The organism is Pseudomonas sp. 10B238, from assembly GCF_000970615.1.
GTDB lineage: Bacteria > Pseudomonadota > Gammaproteobacteria > Pseudomonadales > Pseudomonadaceae > Stutzerimonas.
The window spans coordinates 350685-369636 of the sequence record NZ_KQ033930.1 but is presented as its reverse complement, the minus strand read 5'-3'; the positions used below and the strand labels follow the sequence as shown (position 1 = coordinate 369636).

Below are 18952 nucleotides of genomic sequence, written 5' to 3'. Positions count from 1 at the left end.
TTGCCGATGAAGCGAAACTATCTGGCCGTTACGCTCCTCTGAAACGTCCCTCCAAGCGTTACTCCGTGCTCGGCGCCAATACCTTGCGGCTCGGTCGGCCCCCGCCCGATGATCCCTACATTTATCGGGTGAGGATCAGGGGAAGCATCGAGTCCGGTACATTCTTGCGTTCTACAGCGTTAACACCACCTGATGCCGCTCCCCATCCAGCGCAAGCCGTACATACCCGTCGGCACAGTCGAGTGCCTGCTCATCCAATAGGGCCGTCTTGATGCCGTTATTGGCCTGGGCTGGGTTTTCCACCCGAATGGCGTAGCGGGTCTCGCCCAGGTTGATGGTGGCTTCGAATCCGGGCCACTGACTGCTGATGCATGGATCGACGATCAACCATTCGCCTTCACGACGGATACCGAGGATGCCCTCGACGCCGGCGCGGTGCATCCAGCCGGCTGCACCGGTGTACCAGGTCCAGCCGCCGCGGCCGTTATGCGGAGCAACGCCGTAGACATCCGCTGCCACCACATAAGGTTCTACTTTGTAGCGTCGGCTTTCTTCAGGCGTCAGCGCGTGGTTGATCGGGTTGAGTAGCTTGAACATGCGGCACGCGGCATCACCGTCGCCGAGCTTGGCGAAGGCGAGCATGGCCCACATTGCCGCGTGGCTGTATTGCCCGCCGTTTTCGCGCAGGCCCGCTGGATAGCCCTTGATGTAACCCGGCTCCTTGTCGGTCTTGTCGAATGGTGGCGTGAACAGCAGCGCCAGCCCGTCGTCCTCACGGATCAGGTGCTTGCGCACCGAAGCCATGGCTTGCTTCGCACGGGCGGGGTCTGCCGCGCCGGACAGCACGGCCCAGGACTGGGCGATGGAGTCGATGCGGCACTCGTCACTGTCTTTGGAACCGAGCCAGGTGCCGTCGTCGAAGGTTGCGCGGCGATACCACTCGCCATCCCACGCCTTTTCTTCCAGCGAATCAGTAAGCGCCACGGCGTGTTCACGCCAGCGCTCGGCGCGTTGGGCGTCAGCCACGGTGCCGCGCCCATCGGCCAGTGGCGCGAAGAGTTCAATGGTGCGCAGGAGCAGCCAGCCGAGCCAGACGCTTTCGCCCTTGCCGTGTTCGCCGACGCGGTTCATCCCGTCGTTCCAGTCGCCGCCGCCAATCAGCGGCAGGCCGAGTTCGCCGTGCAGTTCCAAGCACTGGTCGAGGCCGCGCGCGCAATGCTCGAACAGCGGTGCGGCATCGCCAGCCATCATCGGTTGGAAGAAGGCATCGTGCTCGCCAGGCTTGAGCAGCGGCCCTTCGAGGAAGGTGACTGGCTCGTCGAGAATCGCCAGATCGCCCGCGACCTGGATATAGGTCGCCGTGGCGAACGATAGCCAGACACGGTCATCGGAAATGCGCGTACGCACGCCCTGACCGGAGTGCGGCAGCCACCAGTGTTGTACGTCGCCCTCGGCGAACTGGCGGCTGGCCGCGCGCAGAATGTGGCTGCGGGTGGCCTCGGGCCGGGAGAAGGTCAGCGCCATGCCGTCCTGCAACTGGTCGCGGAAGCCGTAGGCGCCGCTGGCCTGATAGAACGCCGAGCGCGCCCAGATGCGGCAGGCGAGGGTCTGATACAGCAGCCAGCCGTTGAGCATGATGTCCATCGTGCGGTCCGGGGTTTTCACCTGTACCGCGCCCAGGGCGGTACGCCAATGCTCGGTGACCTCCAGCAGCACGGCATCCAGATCCGCTTGGCGATAACGCTCGACCAGTGCCCGCGCAGCCTCTGCCGATGGGCATTGACCGATAAAGGCGACGATTTCAATGCTTTCGCCGGCAGCCAGTTCGACGCTTGTCTGCAAGGCCCCGCAGGGGTCCATGCCGGCGCCCGTGATACCCGACAGCGGCGCACCCGCGAGAAGCGCTGCTGGCGTTGCGGGTCCGCTGTTGCGGCCGAGGAATTCGCGGCGATTGGCGGTCCAGCCGGTTTGCCTACCGCCAAGGTCGGCAAAGGCTATGCGGCCAGGGAAGGCGCTGCTCCAGGGGTTGCGGGCGAGAAGCATGCCGTTGCTGTCATCGTGCCCGGTGATGATGAAGGGCGCGTTGGCGCCGCGCGCCGTACCGAGCACCCACTCGCTGTAGCGAGTGACCGACAACCGGCGCGGCACGGCCGACAGGTTGCGCAGGGTCAGGCGGGAAATCTTGATGGGATCGGCCAGCGGCACGTACTCCAGCAGGTCCATGGCGATGCCATCGGCCTGGTGTTCGAAGCGGCTGTAGCCATGTCCATGCCGTGCGACGTACAGCCCGCCATCACGAATCGGCTGTGCGGTCGGGCTGAATAGTGCACCGCTGTCCTCGTCGCGCACATAGAAGGCTTCGCCACAGGGGTCCGTAACCGGGTCGTTGGACCAGGGCGTGAGCTGGTTTTCCCGGCTGTTCTCGGCCCAGGTGTAGCCGCTGCCCTGCGCCGATACCTGAAAGCCGAACTGCGGATTGGCGATCACGTTGATCCAGGGCGCGGGTGTGTTGGCGTCCGCTTCCAGCAGCGTCACGTACTCGCGGCCATCCTTGTCGAAACCGCCCAGCCCGTTGAAGCATTCCAGGTGCTGGGAAATCTCCGCAGCCGATGGACCTGCAGCAGCTGACGTAGCCATTCCAGTCGATCGCCGGTCGGCAGGACGTGGCGGGATGACCGGTGCCTGAGACGCAACCAGTTGGTTGGTCAGCTGATTGGCGATCGGCCCGCGGCGAGCGATCAGGGAGACGCGAGCCACGCTGCGCAGCAACGCACGCGCCTCGGTGCTCAGCAGGTCGGCGCGCAGCATGTACACCGTGCCTTGAGCAAGTTCGGCACCAAAACGCGGGCGCGACTGGCTGCTTCGCACGGCGGTTTCGATAGCGATCTGCAAGTCCTGCAGGTAGGAACTGGCGTGCTCGTTGAGAATCACCAGATCCACCGCGAGGCGCTTCATGCGCCAGTACTCATGGGCACGCAGCAGCTGGCGAACCTGGGCGATGTCCTGAATGTCGTCGATGCGCAGCAAGACGATGGGCAGGTCACCGGAGATCGCGTGCGGCCAGAGACCGGACTGAGCGCCAGCGCCCTCGATAATGGCCGCCGAGGGCGCACGAAACTGCGGATCGGCATAGAGGATCGGCGCGGCTAGGCGCTGGAAGTCGGCGGCTTCGGCCGGCTTGATGTCCAGATGGCGCAGCTGAACCTGCGCCTGGGTCCAGGCCAGGGTTTTGGCGCGGTCGTAGGCGCTGCGGTCGTGGTGTTTCTCGATCAGGTTGAGCAGCTCATCCCGCGACTCCGCAACCAGGGTCCAGAAGGCAACGCGGGCTACCTTGCCCGGTGCGACCTTGACCCGGTATTTGAGCGCGAAGATCGGGTCGAGCACGGTGCCCACCGTATTCGACAGTGGCAGCCCTTCGGCAACCACCGCGGCAGCGGCAACGCTTGGCCGCTGGCCGATGAAACGGGCCCGGTCGGTTTCATACTGCGGATCGGCCACGACTTCACCTTCGGCCACGACAAAATGTGCGGCCCAGATCGGGCGCTCGCCCTCGCTGCGCAGGCGTCGGGTGGCCAGCAGCGCGCCGAACTCTGGCAGGTATTCGGTGACCACGAAGAGCTTGGCGAAGGCCGGGTGCGCGTTGTCGGTGGATGGCGTCGTAAGCACCACTTCGCTGTAGGAGGTCAGCTCGATCTCACGAGCGTCAGGGCCGCTGTTGGCGAGCGAGACGCGGCGTACTTCGCCGTCATCCTCACCAGACACCAGCACATCGAGGATGGTGGACAGATCCTTGTCGTGACGAATGAACTCGGCACGATCCTCGCCAAATATCACCTCATGGCTCAGCGCATCGCTGCCGATGGGCTGCCCGCCTGCCGGCCAGACGCGGCCGTCTGCCGTATCACGAAGGAAGATGAACGAGCCGTAATCATCACGGCTGGCATCTTCACGCCAGCGGGTGACCGCGATATCGCGCCAGCGGCTGTAACCTGCGCCGGCGGCGGTGAGCATCACGGCGTAACGGCCGTTGCTGAGCAGGTGGGTGACAGGGGCGGCTCCGGCGGCGGCCGCGTTGAGCCGGCGCAGGGCTTGCGGATCGCCGCTGCCCTCGACAGCACGGATCTTCACTTCTTCGGCGCGCGGATGGGCGATGGCCACGTCACGCGGCATGCGCTCCTGCAGGAGCAGTTCACAGGCCTGGATCATCGGCTCGCGATGGAAGCGGGCGCGCATCTGTCCGTCCAGCAGGGTGTTGGCGATGGCGACGATGGTCATGCCTTGGTGGTGGGCCATGTAGTTGCGCACGATGACGAAGGACTGGCCATCCGGCAGTCGCGCCGGGGTGAAGTCCAGTGCCTCGTAGAAACCGTAGCGGCCGACCGCGCCCATCTCTGCCATGCGGCGGAAATTGGCTTGCGCGCCCGGAGCGTCGACCATGGTGGCAAGGCCGGTGGCGTAGGGCGCGATGACCAGGTTCTCCGCCAGCCCGCGCTTGAGGCCCAAGCCCGGCACGCCGAAGTTGGAATACTGATAGGTGAATTCCATGTCGCGGGCGTGATACGCCGACTCCGACACGCCCCATGGGACGTTGCGGTCGTTGCCGTAATCTTGCTGGCGCTGCACCACCAGGCTGTTGGTCTGCTCCAGCAGACTGCCTGCCGGCGCACGCATGACCAGCGAGGGCATCAGGTATTCGAACATCGAGCCCGACCAGGAAATCAACGCTGAGCCGTTGCCCAGGGGCGTCGCGGTGCGACCCAGACGGAACCAGTGACGGGTGGTCACGTCACCCTTGGCGATGGCGAACAGGCTGGCCAGACGCGCTTCCGATGCGAGCAAGTCGTAGCAACTGGGGTCGAGGCTGTTTTCGGCCAGTCCATAGCCGATCGACAACAGCTTGCGTTCGGGGTCGAGCAGAAAGGCGAAGTCCATTTCCAGCGCCATCTGCCGGGTGCTGCGCGAAAGCTCGCGCAGGCGGTTCTGCGTATCGCTGAGCGTTTCGCCTTGTAGCTGGCGGTCGCGAGCGTGCTCGGCCAGGGTCTGGCCCAATGCGTCGATCCAGAATCGCAGGTCGGATGACTCGTCGTCTTCACCCGGCGGGCAGAGTTCCAGGCCCAGGCGAGCGGCCTTTTCGGCCCGTTGCTGGAGCGTCGCCGACAGCGTATCGAGCGCCTGCTCCTCGTCGAGCTGCGCGCTGATCTCGTCGAGCAGCTCGGACAGAGGACGGCCACGCTCGCCACTGGCGGACGGCAGCGCGGTCATAGCCTGGCGAATCAATACCAGGGTGTCCTGCAGGCCCGCGCGTGCATTCGGTGCGGTGGGTGCGTCGAGCCATTCCTCGCAGGCATTGGCGAGCGCGATCAGGTGGCCGGCCAGGTTGCCGCTGTCCACGGCCGATACATAAGGCGGCTCTAGCGCCCGCATGTCTTCGGTGGCGTACCAGTTGAAGAAGTGGCCGCGGTGGCGCTGCAGACGGCTCATGCTCTCCAGCGTTGCTTCGAGACGGTCGAGAGTCTGCAGGGTGCCGGCCCAGCCGAAATCACGCGCGGTGATGGCCGAGAGCAGGTAAAGGCCCATGTTGGTGGGCGAGGTCCGGCGGGCGACGACCGGCTTGGGGTCTTCCTGAAAATTGTCCGGCGGCAGCATGTTGTCGGCCGGCGTGACGAAGGTTTCGAAGAAGCGCCAGGTGCGTCGAGCGATCAGGCGCAGCTCCTCGGCGTCCGGTTCGGCGAGCGTCTGCCGGGGCGCGATGCGCGGTGAGCGGCTGGCCCACAGGGCGATGGCGGGTGCGCCCAGCCAGAGCAGGGCGAAGGGCAGCACCACGGGCCAAGAGCCGGGAGCGATCAGCAGCGCGAAGAGCGCAGCGCCAACGCCCAAGGCCGTGCCGCCGGCCATGCCGCAATAGAAACCGCTGAGCTTCAGGCGCGGGCTGATGGCCGATTGGGCGGCAGTGGTCCATTCCAGCAGATTGCGTCGGGACGATAGGCGAGACAGCGTCCGCACGATGGCATCGACCATGCGCCAGGCCTGGTCCGGCAAAAAGACCAGGTTCAACCCTGTTTGCGAGGCAGCCAGGCGCAGGTCGTCGCGCAGCCTTCGCAGGTGGCTTTGCATGCAGATGCCGCTGCGAGCGGGCAGCAGTGCAAAGCAGATCGGCAGTACGGCGGGAATGGCCATCGTCGCGAGTATGAGCAAGGTGCCGACAAGCGCGGCCGGGAGAGGCAGCAGCCAGCACAGCGTCAATGCGAGCAGGGTGAGCGGTGCGACCAATGAACGGCGCAGGTTGTCGAGCATTTTGAAGCGGCCAATATCCGGCAGCGCCTGAGTGCCGCTGCGGGCGCCGCATATCCACGGCAATAGCTGCCAGTCGCCACGGGTCCAGCGGTGCTGGCGCTTACCGGAGACGTCATAGCGTGACGGAAACTCCTCGACCACCTCCACATCCGTAGCCAGCCCTGCACGGGCAAAGACGCCCTCGAACAGGTCGTGACTGAGCATGGTGTTTTCCGGTACCCGACCGGCGAGTGCTGCCTCGAACGCATCAATGTCATAGATGCCCTTGCCGGTGTACGAGCCTTCACCGAATAGGTCCTGATAGACATCGGAGACAGCCGCGGCGTAGGGGTCCATGCCACCAGGGCTGGAGAAAACGCGCTGATAGAACGAGCCTTCACGACCCACCGGTAGCGATGGCGTGACCCGTGGTTGAAGGATCGCGTACCCGTTGACCACCCGTTGTTCGGAAGCGCTGAAGCGCGGGCGATTGAGCGGGTGCGCCATCTTTCCGATCAGGCGCATGGCGGCATCGCGCGGCAGCCGGGTGTCGGCGTCCAACGTGATCACATAACGCACATCGGTGGGCACCTGCTGCGTGCAACCGGCCAACGGCATATAGCTGGTGTCGGTGGCGCCGCGCAGCAGCTGGTTCAACTCATGCAGCTTGCCGCGCTTGCGCTCCCAGCCCATCCAGCGTCCCTCACTGGGATTGAACTGGCGTCGGCGGTGCAAGATCAGAAAGCGGCTGCCGCCAGGTGCCGGGCCATAGCGTTCGTTGAGGGCGGCAATGGCGCCAACGGCGACGGCGAGCAGATGCGCATCGCCAGGCATGGTTTCCGACTCGGCATCCAGCCCATCGGTCAGCAGCGCAAAGGTGAGGTCACCACCAGCGCCCGCCAAGTGATGCACTTCGATGCGTTCGATCTGCTCCAGCAGGTCCGCTTCGTTGGTCAGCAACGTGGGCACGGCGACCAGAGTGCGTAGCGATTGTGGCACGCCGGTGGTCAGGTCCAGCCCGGGCAGGGTCATGGCACCGAAACGCCAGGTCACCACACGGTTGACCAGCGTGGTGGCCACATCGGTAATCGGCAGGAATGCGACCACGGCCAGCAGTGCGAGCCATCCGGCACCAACGCCGACGCTGGTCAGCGCTTGCAGGCCGACCGACGCCAGCAGCGCGGTCACCAGCAGAATCGAGCCGACATAGCCGACGATCCCGAGCTGTATATGGAATCGGCTCAGGCGCAATCCCAACGGCGGACTGAAACCGATGCTGCGTTCTAGGGCCAGGCGGCCCTCGCCGATCAGGTGATAGCCCGGATCGCCCACGCGCTCGTCCTGCGCGAGATCGTGCGTGGGGGCAGCCGCTGCGGCGCTGAGTGCGGCGCTGGCGACGTCCAGCTCGGTCGCGCTGGAGCCGCGCGCCAGTTGTTCGATAGCGCTGCGGTACAGGTTGCGTGTGGGGAAATCCATGATGGCGAAAGCGCTGCCGGCGCGCAGTCGCTCGTCGACCAGGCTGACGCTCTCGAACAGTTCGGTCCAATCGATATCCGAGATCAGCCGCATGCTGGTCATCACGTTGCGCACACTGACGTTGGACGCGCCCTGGCGTTGCTGCGAATGCTGCACCACCTGATCGATGGAGCTGTCCTGCTGGCCCAGTAGCTCTTCCAGCCAGCCCAGAGCAGGTGTGGTATTCGGGTCCTGGTCGCGTAGCCGTTTGGCCAGCTCCGCCGCGAACACTTCGGACATCGGCGCGCTACCACGCGAGGCAATTTCATCCTCCAGCGCTTTTTTCGCAGAGACGGCCGACAGCAACCGGTTGGCCATGTCATCGGCCGCAGCACGGGTGGCGCGGCCATCGGTGATCTGGTCGCTCAGGCGCCGCAGATTCTCGATCAGTACGATGCGCAGGGTGATCGCCACCGCCCACAACTCACCGATGCTCAGCGGCTGGACCTGCTGGTAGGCGCTGATGAAGCGGCGCAGCGTCTCGGGGTCGAAATGGCTGTCGGTATGGGCGACGAACGCCCAGGCGATGCCGAATACACGGGGATAGCCGGTGAAGGGGCCTTCGGCCAGCTTCGGTAACTGGCGGTAGAAGCCCGGTGGCAAGTCGTCACGAATCTCGCGGATCTGCGCTTCGACCAGGTGATAGTTGTCCAGCAGCCATTCTGCGGCGGGTACCACGCTGCGCCCACTTTCCAGCTCCGCGGCACTGGCGCGGTAAGCTGCCAGCAAGACCGCCGCGTTGTCGTTCAGCCGAGCGTGCAGTGGCATGACGGCGGGTGGGCTGTCGGTGACGGGCTGGGCTGCGGCCAGGCTACGGGCGTGGTGTTCCAGCCGTTCGATACCGAACAGCTCGTCGCGCACGGGCGCACGGTCGTTCCAGAGGGGCGAGCGCTTGTGGCGTCCGAGAATGTGACGGAAAACTGAGGTCATGTGCGCCTGTCCGACTAGCGGATATAGGGGAGCAGGCGTAGAGGCGCCGGATCCTGTCGAGAGGAACCACGGCGGCAAGCTTTCGGAACAACGGGAAACCGATTGCCGGTTTCTGCCAAATCGCCGTACGGCCTCGTGAATACGCCATACCGCATGGCGGTGTGGCAGAGGCGTCAAGATTCGGCGAGCCATGCAAGCGGAGGGCGTAAACGCCGCCCCGCTTGCAGGAAGAATGCTGTCGCAGCAATGGACTCACGATACAGCAACGTCGGTTTTATTGTCGGTGCTTGGTTGAGAGGCGATTTTGTCCGGTGGTCAGGTGAGGGCTGCGGCTGCCCAAACCAGTCCTCCCAACAGCGGCAGGCTCACGGCCAGGCGCGGCGCGTAGGGAAGTAATAACAGCAAGGCAAAGCCAGCCAGTGAGATAAGGCCGAACCAGCCAACCACCGCCATGCCGCCGGGCCAGACCTGGCAGGACGCATATATCGCGAGCCCGAGCAGAAGCCCGCCCAATGGCGCGCATAGCCGACGAAGCCAGGTTGGCGCGTGCGGATTGACCAACTGTTTCCAGTGACGCTCCTTACCCAGGCAAAAGCCAAGCATGCCGGCGTAAGCGAGCAGAAGGCTGGCGAACAGCGCGGAAGCGTTCATGAGGAGGCTCCGGCAGCGGGACGATCAAGGCGAGCCGAACGGGCATTTCGGGCGGCGATGACCGTCGGGATTTTCCAAACGGTCCAGCCCAGCAGCAGGCCCATCGAAGCCACGCTTGCTAGCAGGGACAGTCGCATGACGTCCGGCGCGCTCTGGGCGCTCCACAGGTCCAGCGCCGGCAGGGCTAAAGCCAGGAGTGCAGCGGCCATGAGCTGTTCGCGCCAAGCTGACAACGGCTTGCGCAGCCAGCCGTGCAGCCAACTGAGTGCCCATACGCCGAAGAACAGCCGCAGCTCCCAGTTCTGACGTGCGGCCAGTTCTGTCGGTAGCAGCCGGTTGGCCCACAACAGCGTGATACAGGCCAGCAAAAGCCCGGCGACTACCGCTACGTTGAGGCTCTCTACTACGCGCAGGAATTGCGGGTTGGTCTTGGCCTGCTTGCGCTGTTTGACCGCGTAGAGCACGAGGCCTGTGCCGATCATGGCGCAGCTGACCAGGCCACAGATGAAGTACAGCCAGCGCATCGGATAGCCGCCGAATTGCGCGAAGTGCAGGCCCGCCATCACCCGTTGGGTCAGCTGGCTGGTGCGTGACGGCTCCGGCGCCTGGATCAGTTTGCCGCTGACGCCGTCGAATACCATGCCTTCGCCCTTGGTCAGTTCGATGCGGTTGCCCAGCACGGGGCGCGCCGTGACCTGGGCATTGGCTCGGCCGGGATTGCTCACCGCCAGGCTGCCGATCATGCCTTGGCCGTAGTGGGCCTCGGCCCGGCCGACAATCTCGCTCAGCGGGAGCAGCGGTGCCGCCGGTGCCGAGACGGCCTTGCGGCCACGGCCTTTGACTCGCGGCGCCTGCTCGGCTGCTCGGCCCGATTGCGCATCGCGGAAATAGGCTTGGCGATCACCGTCGTACAGGGCGTTCACCGCCGCTGGCATATAGAGCAGAAAGAAGATCGCCAGCCCCGTGTAGGTGATCATCAGGTGAAACGGCAACAGCAGCACGGCGCTGGCGTTATGCGCGTCGAGCCAGGATCGCTGGCCTTTGGCGGGGCGGAAGGTGAAGAACTCCTTGAAGATCTTCTTGTGGATGATGATGCCGCTGATCAGCGCCACCAGCATCGCCATGGCCGCGAACCCCACCACCCATACGCCCAGCGTGCGCGGCAGGTGCAAGGTGTAATGGAAATGGAAGAAGAAGTTGCCGCCGATGGTTTCCCGCGGCTCGACAGTCTTCCCGCTCAACGGGTCGAGGTGGGTCACACCGCCGCCACCGCCACGGCGCCGTTCACCGACCGAGACGACTAGGTCAGGCGCACGCGCGGTCGGCAGGCTGATGTTCCAGTTCGTTTCGCCGGGGTGACGCTCTGCCAGCCAGCGCTGCGCCACATTGGCTGCAGTGGCAGGTGACGGTGCCCGGTCGGTCAGCTCCGGCTGCATCCACCAGTTGATCTCCTTGTCGAACACCGCCAGGGTGCCGGTGAGAAAGATGGCGAAGAGCATCCAGCCGAGTAGCAGCCCGCACCAGGTATGCAGCCAGGACATGGATTGCGTCAGGCTGCCTTTCATCCCAGCACCTCCATCAGCTGCGGCCAGAAGCCTACGATGGCCAAGGGGATCGCGATCCCTGCGCCCACCAGCACCCGCCGCAGCGAGGCTGACGCGAACGCCCAGAGGATGAACACCAGATACACCACGAACGACAGCAGCGAAGCAGCGGTGACGGCGTCCACCGGGTCGAGCGGCAATAGTCGCGCCAGCGCGGCAGTAAAGGCGTAGGTGAAGGCGTAACCGCCGAGAAGGGCCAGTGCGGTGCGGGCCGCGATGGCAGGCCAGGCGCTTCGCGATTGAATGGCAGAACGGGTCACGACGGGATTCCGAGCAAGGTCGTACGAAAAAAGGCCCAACCGTCACAAGAGTCGGCCGGGCACAGATGCTGTGATGAACCGAGACGGGTATCACCCATACGCTCGGCCCAAATTGGCGATGGTTAGTGCGAGACTGGAGCGAAGCGAGCCGCCTTGCGCGGGCAGGGCGGCTCTTTCATCCATCACGCCTCAGAACGAAACGTTCATCCCGACCGTGTATCGACGCCCGTCGAGCACGGTTTCGTAGCTGTCGTATTCAATCTGCTCGTTGAAAATGTTGTAGACGCCAGCAAGCAGCTTGACGTTGCGGTTCACGTCATAGGTACCACCCAGGTCAACCAGCGTGTAAGAAGGGGTGCTTTCCGCCATGCTGGTACGTGACAGGTACTCGGAGGTTTCGCTGCGGTAATTGAGTCGCGCCCAGGTGCCGAGGCGGTCGCTGGCTTGCCAGTCCAGCATGGTGTTGAACATGTGTTTGGGCATCTTGTTCAGCGGCTCGCCGCGGAAGTCGCCGCTGCGCTGTTCCGATTCGGTATAGGTGTAGTTGGCGCCCAGGGATATGGTTTCGGTGATCGCCCAATCGAAGGTCGCCTCGACGCCGCGCATGCGTGCTTCGTCGACGTTTACGCGATCGCTGATAAAGCGGTACGCCTCGCCATTGACGACGCACTGGCCCGACGCATTGCCGGTGGTGTCCGAGCAACGGCGAAGCTCGGTGATCTTGTCTTCGAAGTCGGTGTTGAACAGTGTCACGCCGGCCGACAAACCGTTCAGGCTGTCCCACAGCACGCCGATTTCCTGGCTCAGGCTTTCCTCTGGCTTGAGCGCCGAGTTGCCCACAATCACGGCCGGGTCGCCCCGGCCACCACCGGTGATCTGCCCCCAGTTATCCACCGCGGCGCGAATATCCGGCGAGCGATAGCCGCTGGATACGCCGCCTTTTACTGTCCATTGCTCGGCCGCTTGCCATACGCCATAAACGCGCGGCGACCAATGAGTTCCGTAGTTTTCATCGCGATCCATACGCAGGCCGGTGGTGAGTGCGAAGCTGTCGGTCAGGCTCCACTCGTCTTCGGCGAAAAGCGCCCAGGACCAGCGTGTCAGTTGGGTCACGTCTTCGGCGCCAGCCAACTGGTTGCCCTTGTCCGAGAGATCCTCGTATTTGTACTGGCCGCCGAGCGTGGCGATGTGGTCACCCAGGAAGAGCGAGGTCTGCGTATTGAAGACGCTGTTCTCCAGCTCCATCTCGCGCCCCGGGTTCTCGATGCGCTCCTGCTGCACGTAGCTTTCCGACTGGCCCGAATCCCAGCGCCCGGTATGGCTGATCGAGTAATGAGTACGGTCGTAATCCGATAGCGAATCGCTGTCACCCGTACCGGACCGGCCTACGCTGGCGTTGCGTTCCTGCTCGGTCTTGCCCATTTCCAGAACGATGTCGTTGGCCTCGTTCGGCGTGAACGACAATTTTGCCGTTGCGCTGTCGGTTTTCTGCTCGTTGAACCCGCGAGGGATGTCATCTTCGTCTCGGCGAGACGTCTGTCCATAGACCTGGAGCCCTAGCAGGCCGTCGACCAGGGGCCCGGAGAGATAGCCGTTAAGGGTGTGGTAATCACCGGAATCGGAGCGGTCCTGGAAGGTCTTTTCGGTCCGCACGCCGCCGCGCCAGGTGTCGGCCACCTTGCGCGTGATGATGTTGATCACGCCGCCCATGGCGTCGGAGCCATACAGGGAGGACATCGGCCCACGCACCACCTCGATGCGCTCGATGGCTTCCAGGGGCGGCGTCCAGCCTTGCTCGATGCCTGGGCCATCGCTGTTGGGGCGCGTCGCGCGCGACTCCATACGTTTGCCGTCGATGAGGATCAGGGTGTACTTGGACGCCATGCCGCGAATGCTGATATCGCTGGAGCTAGCGCCGCCGGTGACAACGACACCCGGGATGTCCCGCAGGGCATCGGTGACGTCGCGATAGGATTTGTTTTCCAGTTCTTCCCGCGTGACGACGGAGATGGAGGCGGGGGCCTGCTTGATCTGTTGCTCGAAACCTGACGCGGTCACGACGACGTTCGATAATTCGACTGGTTCTGCAGCGTTGGCTGGCAAGCTCGTCCAGGTTGCTAATGCGATCGCGCAAGCCAGCCGATGCCGATTGAAAGTCACCATGTACTGCCATCTCCCTGAGAAAACTTACGTCATCTGCGGCCATGAACGACATGGCGCATGCATGTGAGCCGCGGTGCGAGCCGCAAGCCGACCGCAATGCTAAGTATTCTCATTTGAGAGTAAAGCGCATTTACAATCTATACAGTTTTCAACCGAATGGTCAGGCGCAGGCCGGGTTGGCTGTTCTCGGCCCAGATCGCACCGCCTTGCATCACCACCATACTGCGGGCGATGGCAAGGCCCAGCCCGAAGCCGTCACCTCCCGGGCGGGCGGCGCTGAGTCGCGCGAAGGGCCTGAAGATGACGGCCAGTTTCGCCTCTGGCACGCCTGGGCCCTGGTCTTGAATGCGCAGACGCCAGCTGTCGCCGTCTCGAGCGGCCGTGAGGCAAACCACGCCGTGCGCGGGGGAATAGCGAATGGCATTGCGCAGGATATTTTCCATGGCTTGTGCCAATGCGTTGAGGTTGCCGAGCACCTGGCAGCCTTCCGGTATCTGCGCCTGGATGCGTTCACACGGCCAGCCGGCCTCGAAACAAGCGTTCTCGCATAGCAGGTCCCAGAGCGCCGCCACGTCCACAGGCTGGCACTCGAAGCGGGGCTGCTCGCTGTCCAGCCAGGCGAACTCCAGGGTGTTATCGACCAGTTGCTGCATGCTGTTGATTTCACGCTCGGTGCGGTTGCGCATGTCTCCGGCGCTCAGCTCGCTCTCGCAGGCGACACGCAGCCGGCTCAGTGGTGTGCGCAGCTCGTGGGACAGATCGCGTAACAGCTGTTGCTGCTGGGCGACCGAATCGCGCAGGCGCTGCGTGAGGTACTCCAGTGAACGGCCCAGCTCCCCCAGCTCATCGTTGCGCCGCGCAATGGAGGGCGGAAGCAACGAGTCGAGGCGGTTGCCGCGTAATGCGTTGGCCTGCCGGCGCAGGCGGTCCAACGGTGAAACCAGCATTCGATAAAGCAGCCAGCAGAACAGCAGTGACAGCAACACCAGCGGCAGATACACACCGCCCGCAGTCAGCAACGCATGGTTACGCCAGGGGCGGAATCGTTCCGGCAGCTGGATGATCAGCTTGGCACCGGTGCTCTCCAGCGGTACGGACACCAGGGGCAGGCCGTCATAGCGTCTGCTCATAGGCCAGTCGTAATGCCGCACAAACGTGAGCCTCTGCCGTTCCTCGTCGCTCAAGGACTGACCGCCGAGAGGTTGCAGCTGTTCGTCCACCACCACCAGCCAAGTCGGCTCACGGTCCTTCATCACCGCCAGCCATTGCGCCATCGCTTCTGGACCCGCTTGCAGAGCGGCTTGAGCTTCGTTCGCATAGCCGCTGAGGGTGTCGCGCGCCTGTTCAGACAGAAATGAACTGGTCCTATCGATATAACGGCTCACATAGCCGCTGGCCCAGATCATCGACAGACAGAACCCGGCAACCAGCACTACCAGGCGCCAGAACAACGAATGACGATTGGGCATCAGCTCGCCTGCAGTTCCAGCACGTAGCCTTTGCCCCACACGGACTCCAGGCGCAGGGTTGCCACCTGTTCGCGCGCCAGCTTGCGGCGGATATTGCTGATGTGCATGTCCAGGCTGCGATCATGCTGTGAATAGCCGCGGCGCAGCGCCTGCTGGTAGAGAAACGGCTTGCTCAGCACTTCGCCAGCGGCGTCGTGCAGGACCTTCATCAGTCGATATTCGGTTGCCGTCAGGCCGACCCATCGGCCTTCGTACAGCAGGTCGCTGCGTTGGTCATCGAAGCGCACCGCATCCTGATTCGGCGCTGCCGGTACGCTGCGCTCATAGGCCACCCGCCGCAGGATCGCCGCGATGCGCACCTGCAACTCCTCGATGCTGAACGGCTTGGGCAGGTAGTCATCGGCGCCGCTGTCGAAGCCCTGGATGCGGTGCGCCTCGTTGCCCAACGCGGACATCATCAGCACAGGTGTGCGGCGTTGCTCGCGTAACCGGGTCAGCAACTCCATGCCGCTGAGCTCAGGCAGCATCACATCCAGCAGGATCAGGTCATACGTCGCTTCGCTGGCCAATGCGAGGCCGGTCGGGCCGTCATCGGCGAGGGTGACGTGAAAGCCACGATGTTCCAGAGAGGTTTTCAGGTGAGGGCCGAGGATCGGGTCGTCTTCGATCGCCAGTATCTGACGAGCTGCGCAGGAGGTCATGCAGAGTTCCGGTGCAAATAAGAACGATTATAGATTGCGGGAGGTACGGAACGCCAAGCATGGTCCTTGGTTCAAGGGGTTGGTTCGCCACATGGGCTCGACTTCCGGGGCGTGCCCGGTGCATCTTCAGCGTCCGCATCCGTGCTATCTGGAGATCTTCATGCGCCTGCTTTCCCTCTCACTGCTTTTGGTAACGCTCACCGGCAGCGCTATGGCGATTGCGGCCAGCGCAGCGGAGGAGGCGCAATTGATCGAGACGATCAACGCCTACCGCAGCGAAGTGCAGCGTTGCGAAGACCGGGCGAGTGAGGAGCTGACGGCCCTTTCGTCCGACCCGCGCCTGGTGTTGCCTGCCACTGGCGCCGGTGATCTGCAGGGCTCATTGGCCCGCAACGGTTATCCGATGGCCAACGTTCAGGCCGTCAGCCTGTCCGGGCCGCGTGATGCGCAAGCCGCGATGCAGGCGCTGCGCGAAAGCTTCTGTCGCGTGGTGCTCGATCCGCAATACGCCGACATCGGCGTCAGTCGCGAGGGGCGCGACTGGCGCATCGTGCTGGCGCGGCCGATGCTCGGCGGGCATTTGAAAGACGCGCAGGCAGAAGGGCAGGCGCTACTCGACGAAATCAATCGCGTGCGTGCCAGCGCGCGCCAGTGTGCTGGCAAACCCTTCGCTGCAGCCGCTCCGCTTAACTGGAACACAACGCTTGCCGGCCTCTCCGAGGCCCACAGCCGAGCTATGGCCAACGGCAACTTCTTCAGCCACCTGGATCGGGATGGACGTACGCCGGGCGACAGGGCGGAGCTGGCCGGTTATCCCGGTGCGCCGGTCGCCCAGAACATCGCTGCCGCGCTGGATCGACCGCGGCAGATCGTCGAAGGTTGGCTGGCGAATCCGGGGCATTGCGCCAATCTGATGAACCCGCAATTCAGTGAGCTGGGCGCGGCCTATGCGGTGGATCCGCAGAGCGATGCGGGCATCTACTGGGTCGCACTCTTCGGTGCGCCCTAGCCGGTGCCGCACGAACGCAACGCCTGACCTAAACGATGGCGAGTATTTTCGGATCCTGATCGGTCGCCTGCGAACATTTAGTTGAGAGGAGCGTTCGAACAACTGAGCTGTTCATCTTTCACGTAACAGATCAGGAGCACTGACATGACCGACCCTAACGATCCACTCAAGGATGGCCTGACCCCACCGGACTATGACGAATATGGCGACGCGCCTGATTCGGGCGAAAACGATCCGGAGGAAACGGTAGAGCCCAAAGACGAGCCGAATGCTGGAGAGAGCCCGCTCGGATAGCCGGCGGCACCTGTTCCATTGGTTGCAGAGGATCCTTCGCCAAGCAGCATGCTGGACAATTCGATCGGCCCAGCCTAAAAAGACGCGCCTCAAGCTCGGTAGCAACGTGCTAGTCAGCAGTCGTGTTTTTTTCAAAAGCAGGTAGATCGTGAGAAAGAAAAAGCCAGTAGACCCTGTTCGGCAAGCAGAAAAGAACCGTGCGCATCGGATCGGCTGGGCAATTGCCGTGGCCGGTATCGTCGCCGGCTTCATTCTGGTGATGATGAAGCCGGCGTGACTTAGCTCGGCTTATCCTTGCGACCTGCCGGTTCGCCCGCAGGTCACTGCGGTCTATGGCTCGCCCAACCGTGCCCCTAGCATTCGATTAAGTGCTTTGTTGAGCTTGACGTCCAAATCCAGGGCCCGAGCGGGTGTTGTTGCCCTTGGCCAGGCGGTCGTAGAGCACCACGTTGACCGTCGCCGCCAAATTCATGCAGCCATTGGTGGGGATGTAAACGACGTCTTCACACCAGTCGCGGATCTCTTTGCTCAGCGAGCCATCTTCGGCGCCGAAGATATACAGCGCGCGATCCGGATGGGTGTACTCGGGTAGGGCGCGAGCACCCTCGACTAACTCCACCGCGACCGGCACGCAGCCGAGTGGCAGGATCTTGCGCAGGTCATCGATGTTTATCAGTGGGATGTCCTGATGGACTTTCTTGGTGTCGGTGACGAAATCCCTGGCGCGGTCATAGCGAGTCCCGGTGTAGAACACCGAAGCCGCACCATAGCAACCGGCCGCTCGCATGATCGCGCCAACGTTGGATGGCGATTTCGGGTTGCTCAGGCCGATGCAGGCGTATCGTTTGTTGCTCACTGGAAAAGACTCGCGCGGAAAACGCGCGAGTATACGGGACAGCCCAATCGTCGGTGGGCCCGGAATACCCGGCTCCAATCAGGGGATGAGTTTGCTGGCGCGCAGCTTGGTGAACACGTCGAAAAACGCGTCGTCACTTGCCTGATAGTCCAGAAACCCGAGCTTTCGGCTCTTCGACATGTCTGTCACCACCTCGATAGGCCGACCCAGGTCGGCATCGGTGTGCCATGGCGAGATGAGCTTGCCGATATACGCTTCAGCCAAACCGAACTGCTTGGCCATCTTTGCCCAGACCTCGGCATCGTTTGCCATCTGCTGTTCCAGCGGAGCGGGCTGGCCATCGAAGGGGGCCGCTTCGATGTCGAACCACTCGGCAATTCGCGACCACATCCACTTCCAGCGGAACACGTCACCGTTGACGATGTTGAAGGCCTGGTTGGCGGCGGCCGGTGTAGTCGAAGCCCAGTGCAGGTGCCGGGCCAGCTGGCCCGCATCGGTCATGTCGGTCAGGCTGTTCCACTGGACTTCGGAGCCCGGAAAGCGGAAGGGCCGACCGGTCTGACGACAGATCGAGGCGTACACGGCCAGCGTAGTTGCCATGTTCATCGCGTTGCCGACTGCAATTCCGGTGACGGTGTGGGGGCGGTGAACGCTCCAAGTGAAGCCATCGCGTTCGGCCGCCGCAAATACCTCGTCTTCCTGGGCGTAGTAGAAATTCTCGACGTCGAGCCGCCCTTGTTCCTCACGAAACGGCGTCTGTGGCAGCGTGCCCTTGCCGTAGGCTTCGAATGGGCCGAGGTAGTGTTTAAGGCCGGTAACCAGCGCCACATGGCGAACCGAGCCTGAAGCTCGAACGGCTTCGAGCACATTGCGAATCATCAGTGCATTGACGCGGATATTCTCCGCCTCGTTGGCCTGACGCGCCCAGGTGGTGAGAAACACATGGGTCGGTGCGACGCTGCCAAGCTTGGACGCCAGCGAGGCCGGGTCCAGCAGATCCGCGCTTATCGGGGTGACGCCCGATTCCTGACTTGGGCGACGGGCGAGGCCGGCGACTGCCCAGCCTTCCTTGGCCAACAGGCGAGACACCGCGCTGCCAACGATCCCACTCGAGCCGACCACCAGTGCTTGATTTGTCATGTTCAAAACCCCACAAAGCGAAACAGGCCTGCACCTTACTCACTCGAAAATGCCGATCCAAGTCGGCACCAAATGGTAACCAGCCCC

The 18952-nt window shown here is 63.5% G+C and carries 12 protein-coding genes; 3 read left to right on the top strand and 9 right to left on the bottom strand.

Features of this window, described 5'->3' with window-relative positions:
- Positions 1-171: 171 nt before the first annotated feature.
- The 7 genes from RT21_RS08470 to RT21_RS08440 all read right to left on the bottom strand — a co-directional run bounded on the left by RT21_RS08470 (position 172) and on the right by RT21_RS08440 (position 15566).
- Positions 172-8718 carry a glycoside hydrolase family 94 protein gene (locus RT21_RS08470; RefSeq protein ID WP_046162378.1) on the bottom strand — a complete coding sequence of 2849 codons (8547 nt, stop codon included), beginning with the start codon at positions 8716-8718 and terminating at the stop codon, positions 172-174.
- 315 nt (positions 8719-9033) lie between these two features.
- Positions 9034-9369, bottom strand: coding sequence for a DUF3325 domain-containing protein (locus tag RT21_RS08465; protein WP_046162377.1), 336 nt, complete (start codon positions 9367-9369; stop codon positions 9034-9036).
- Positions 9366-10934 carry a PepSY-associated TM helix domain-containing protein gene (locus RT21_RS08460; RefSeq protein WP_046162376.1) on the bottom strand — a complete coding sequence of 523 codons (1569 nt, stop codon included), beginning with the start codon at positions 10932-10934 and terminating at the stop codon, positions 9366-9368. The genes RT21_RS08465 and RT21_RS08460 overlap by 4 nt, the downstream gene beginning before the upstream one ends.
- Positions 10931-11233, bottom strand: coding sequence for an iron transporter (locus RT21_RS08455; RefSeq protein ID WP_082082134.1), 303 nt, complete (start codon positions 11231-11233; stop codon positions 10931-10933). Before RT21_RS08455 ends, RT21_RS08460 begins: the two co-directional genes overlap by 4 nt.
- A gap of 189 nt (positions 11234-11422) precedes the next feature.
- Positions 11423-13396 (bottom strand): ligand-gated channel protein, encoded by a 1974-nt coding sequence (locus RT21_RS08450; RefSeq protein ID WP_046162375.1) that lies wholly within the window; start codon positions 13394-13396, stop codon positions 11423-11425.
- 137 nt (positions 13397-13533) lie between these two features.
- A complete protein-coding gene (locus RT21_RS08445; protein WP_046162374.1) occupies positions 13534-14865 on the bottom strand; it encodes a HAMP domain-containing sensor histidine kinase in 1332 nt (443 codons plus the stop codon).
- Complete coding sequence (locus tag RT21_RS08440) at positions 14865-15566, bottom strand: response regulator transcription factor (protein WP_046162373.1); 702 nt, start codon at positions 15564-15566, stop codon at positions 14865-14867. The genes RT21_RS08445 and RT21_RS08440 overlap by 1 nt, the downstream gene beginning before the upstream one ends.
- A 160-nt stretch (positions 15567-15726) precedes the next feature.
- Here RT21_RS08440 and RT21_RS08435 point away from each other — a divergent pair, with 160 nt between their 5' ends.
- The 3 genes from RT21_RS08435 to RT21_RS24120 all read left to right on the top strand — a co-directional run bounded on the left by RT21_RS08435 (position 15727) and on the right by RT21_RS24120 (position 17146).
- Complete coding sequence (locus RT21_RS08435) at positions 15727-16575, top strand: CAP domain-containing protein (protein WP_046162372.1); 849 nt, start codon at positions 15727-15729, stop codon at positions 16573-16575.
- A 144-nt stretch (positions 16576-16719) separates the two neighbouring features.
- On the top strand, positions 16720-16869 hold the full coding sequence (locus RT21_RS23800; RefSeq protein WP_164863223.1) for a hypothetical protein: 150 nt from the start codon (positions 16720-16722) through the stop codon (positions 16867-16869).
- 148 nt (positions 16870-17017) lie between these two features.
- The gene (locus RT21_RS24120; RefSeq protein ID WP_254981026.1) at positions 17018-17146 is read left to right on the top strand and encodes a hypothetical protein; all 129 of its coding nucleotides are present in this window, start codon (positions 17018-17020) and stop codon (positions 17144-17146) included.
- An 87-nt stretch (positions 17147-17233) separates the two neighbouring features.
- On the opposite strand, the gene RT21_RS08430 is transcribed toward RT21_RS24120, so the two are convergent.
- Positions 17234-17725 carry an RNA methyltransferase gene (locus RT21_RS08430; RefSeq protein WP_046162371.1) on the bottom strand — a complete coding sequence of 164 codons (492 nt, stop codon included), beginning with the start codon at positions 17723-17725 and terminating at the stop codon, positions 17234-17236.
- A 78-nt stretch (positions 17726-17803) separates the two neighbouring features.
- The gene (locus RT21_RS08425; RefSeq protein WP_046162370.1) at positions 17804-18865 is read right to left on the bottom strand and encodes an SDR family oxidoreductase; all 1062 of its coding nucleotides are present in this window, start codon (positions 18863-18865) and stop codon (positions 17804-17806) included.
- Positions 18866-18952 lie beyond the last annotated feature (87 nt).

Bases quoted from the DNA above. Each gene is read 5' to 3' on its own strand.
- RT21_RS08470 (WP_046162378.1), bottom strand. From the start codon at position 8,718: ATGACCTCAGTTTTCCGTCACATTCTCGGACGCCACAAGCGCTCGCCC.
- RT21_RS08465 (WP_046162377.1), bottom strand. From the start codon at position 9,369: ATGAACGCTTCCGCGCTGTTCGCCAGCCTTCTGCTCGCTTACGCCGGC.
- RT21_RS08460 (WP_046162376.1), bottom strand. From the start codon at position 10,934: ATGAAAGGCAGCCTGACGCAATCCATGTCCTGGCTGCATACCTGGTGC.
- RT21_RS08450 (WP_046162375.1), bottom strand. From the start codon at position 13,396: ATGGTGACTTTCAATCGGCATCGGCTGGCTTGCGCGATCGCATTAGCA.
- RT21_RS08445 (WP_046162374.1), bottom strand. From the start codon at position 14,865: ATGCCCAATCGTCATTCGTTGTTCTGGCGCCTGGTAGTGCTGGTTGCC.
- RT21_RS08440 (WP_046162373.1), bottom strand. From the start codon at position 15,566: ATGACCTCCTGCGCAGCTCGTCAGATACTGGCGATCGAAGACGACCCG.
- RT21_RS08435 (WP_046162372.1), top strand. From the start codon at position 15,727: ATGCGCCTGCTTTCCCTCTCACTGCTTTTGGTAACGCTCACCGGCAGC.
- RT21_RS23800 (WP_164863223.1), top strand. From the start codon at position 16,720: ATGACCGACCCTAACGATCCACTCAAGGATGGCCTGACCCCACCGGAC.
- RT21_RS08425 (WP_046162370.1), bottom strand. From the start codon at position 18,865: ATGACAAATCAAGCACTGGTGGTCGGCTCGAGTGGGATCGTTGGCAGC.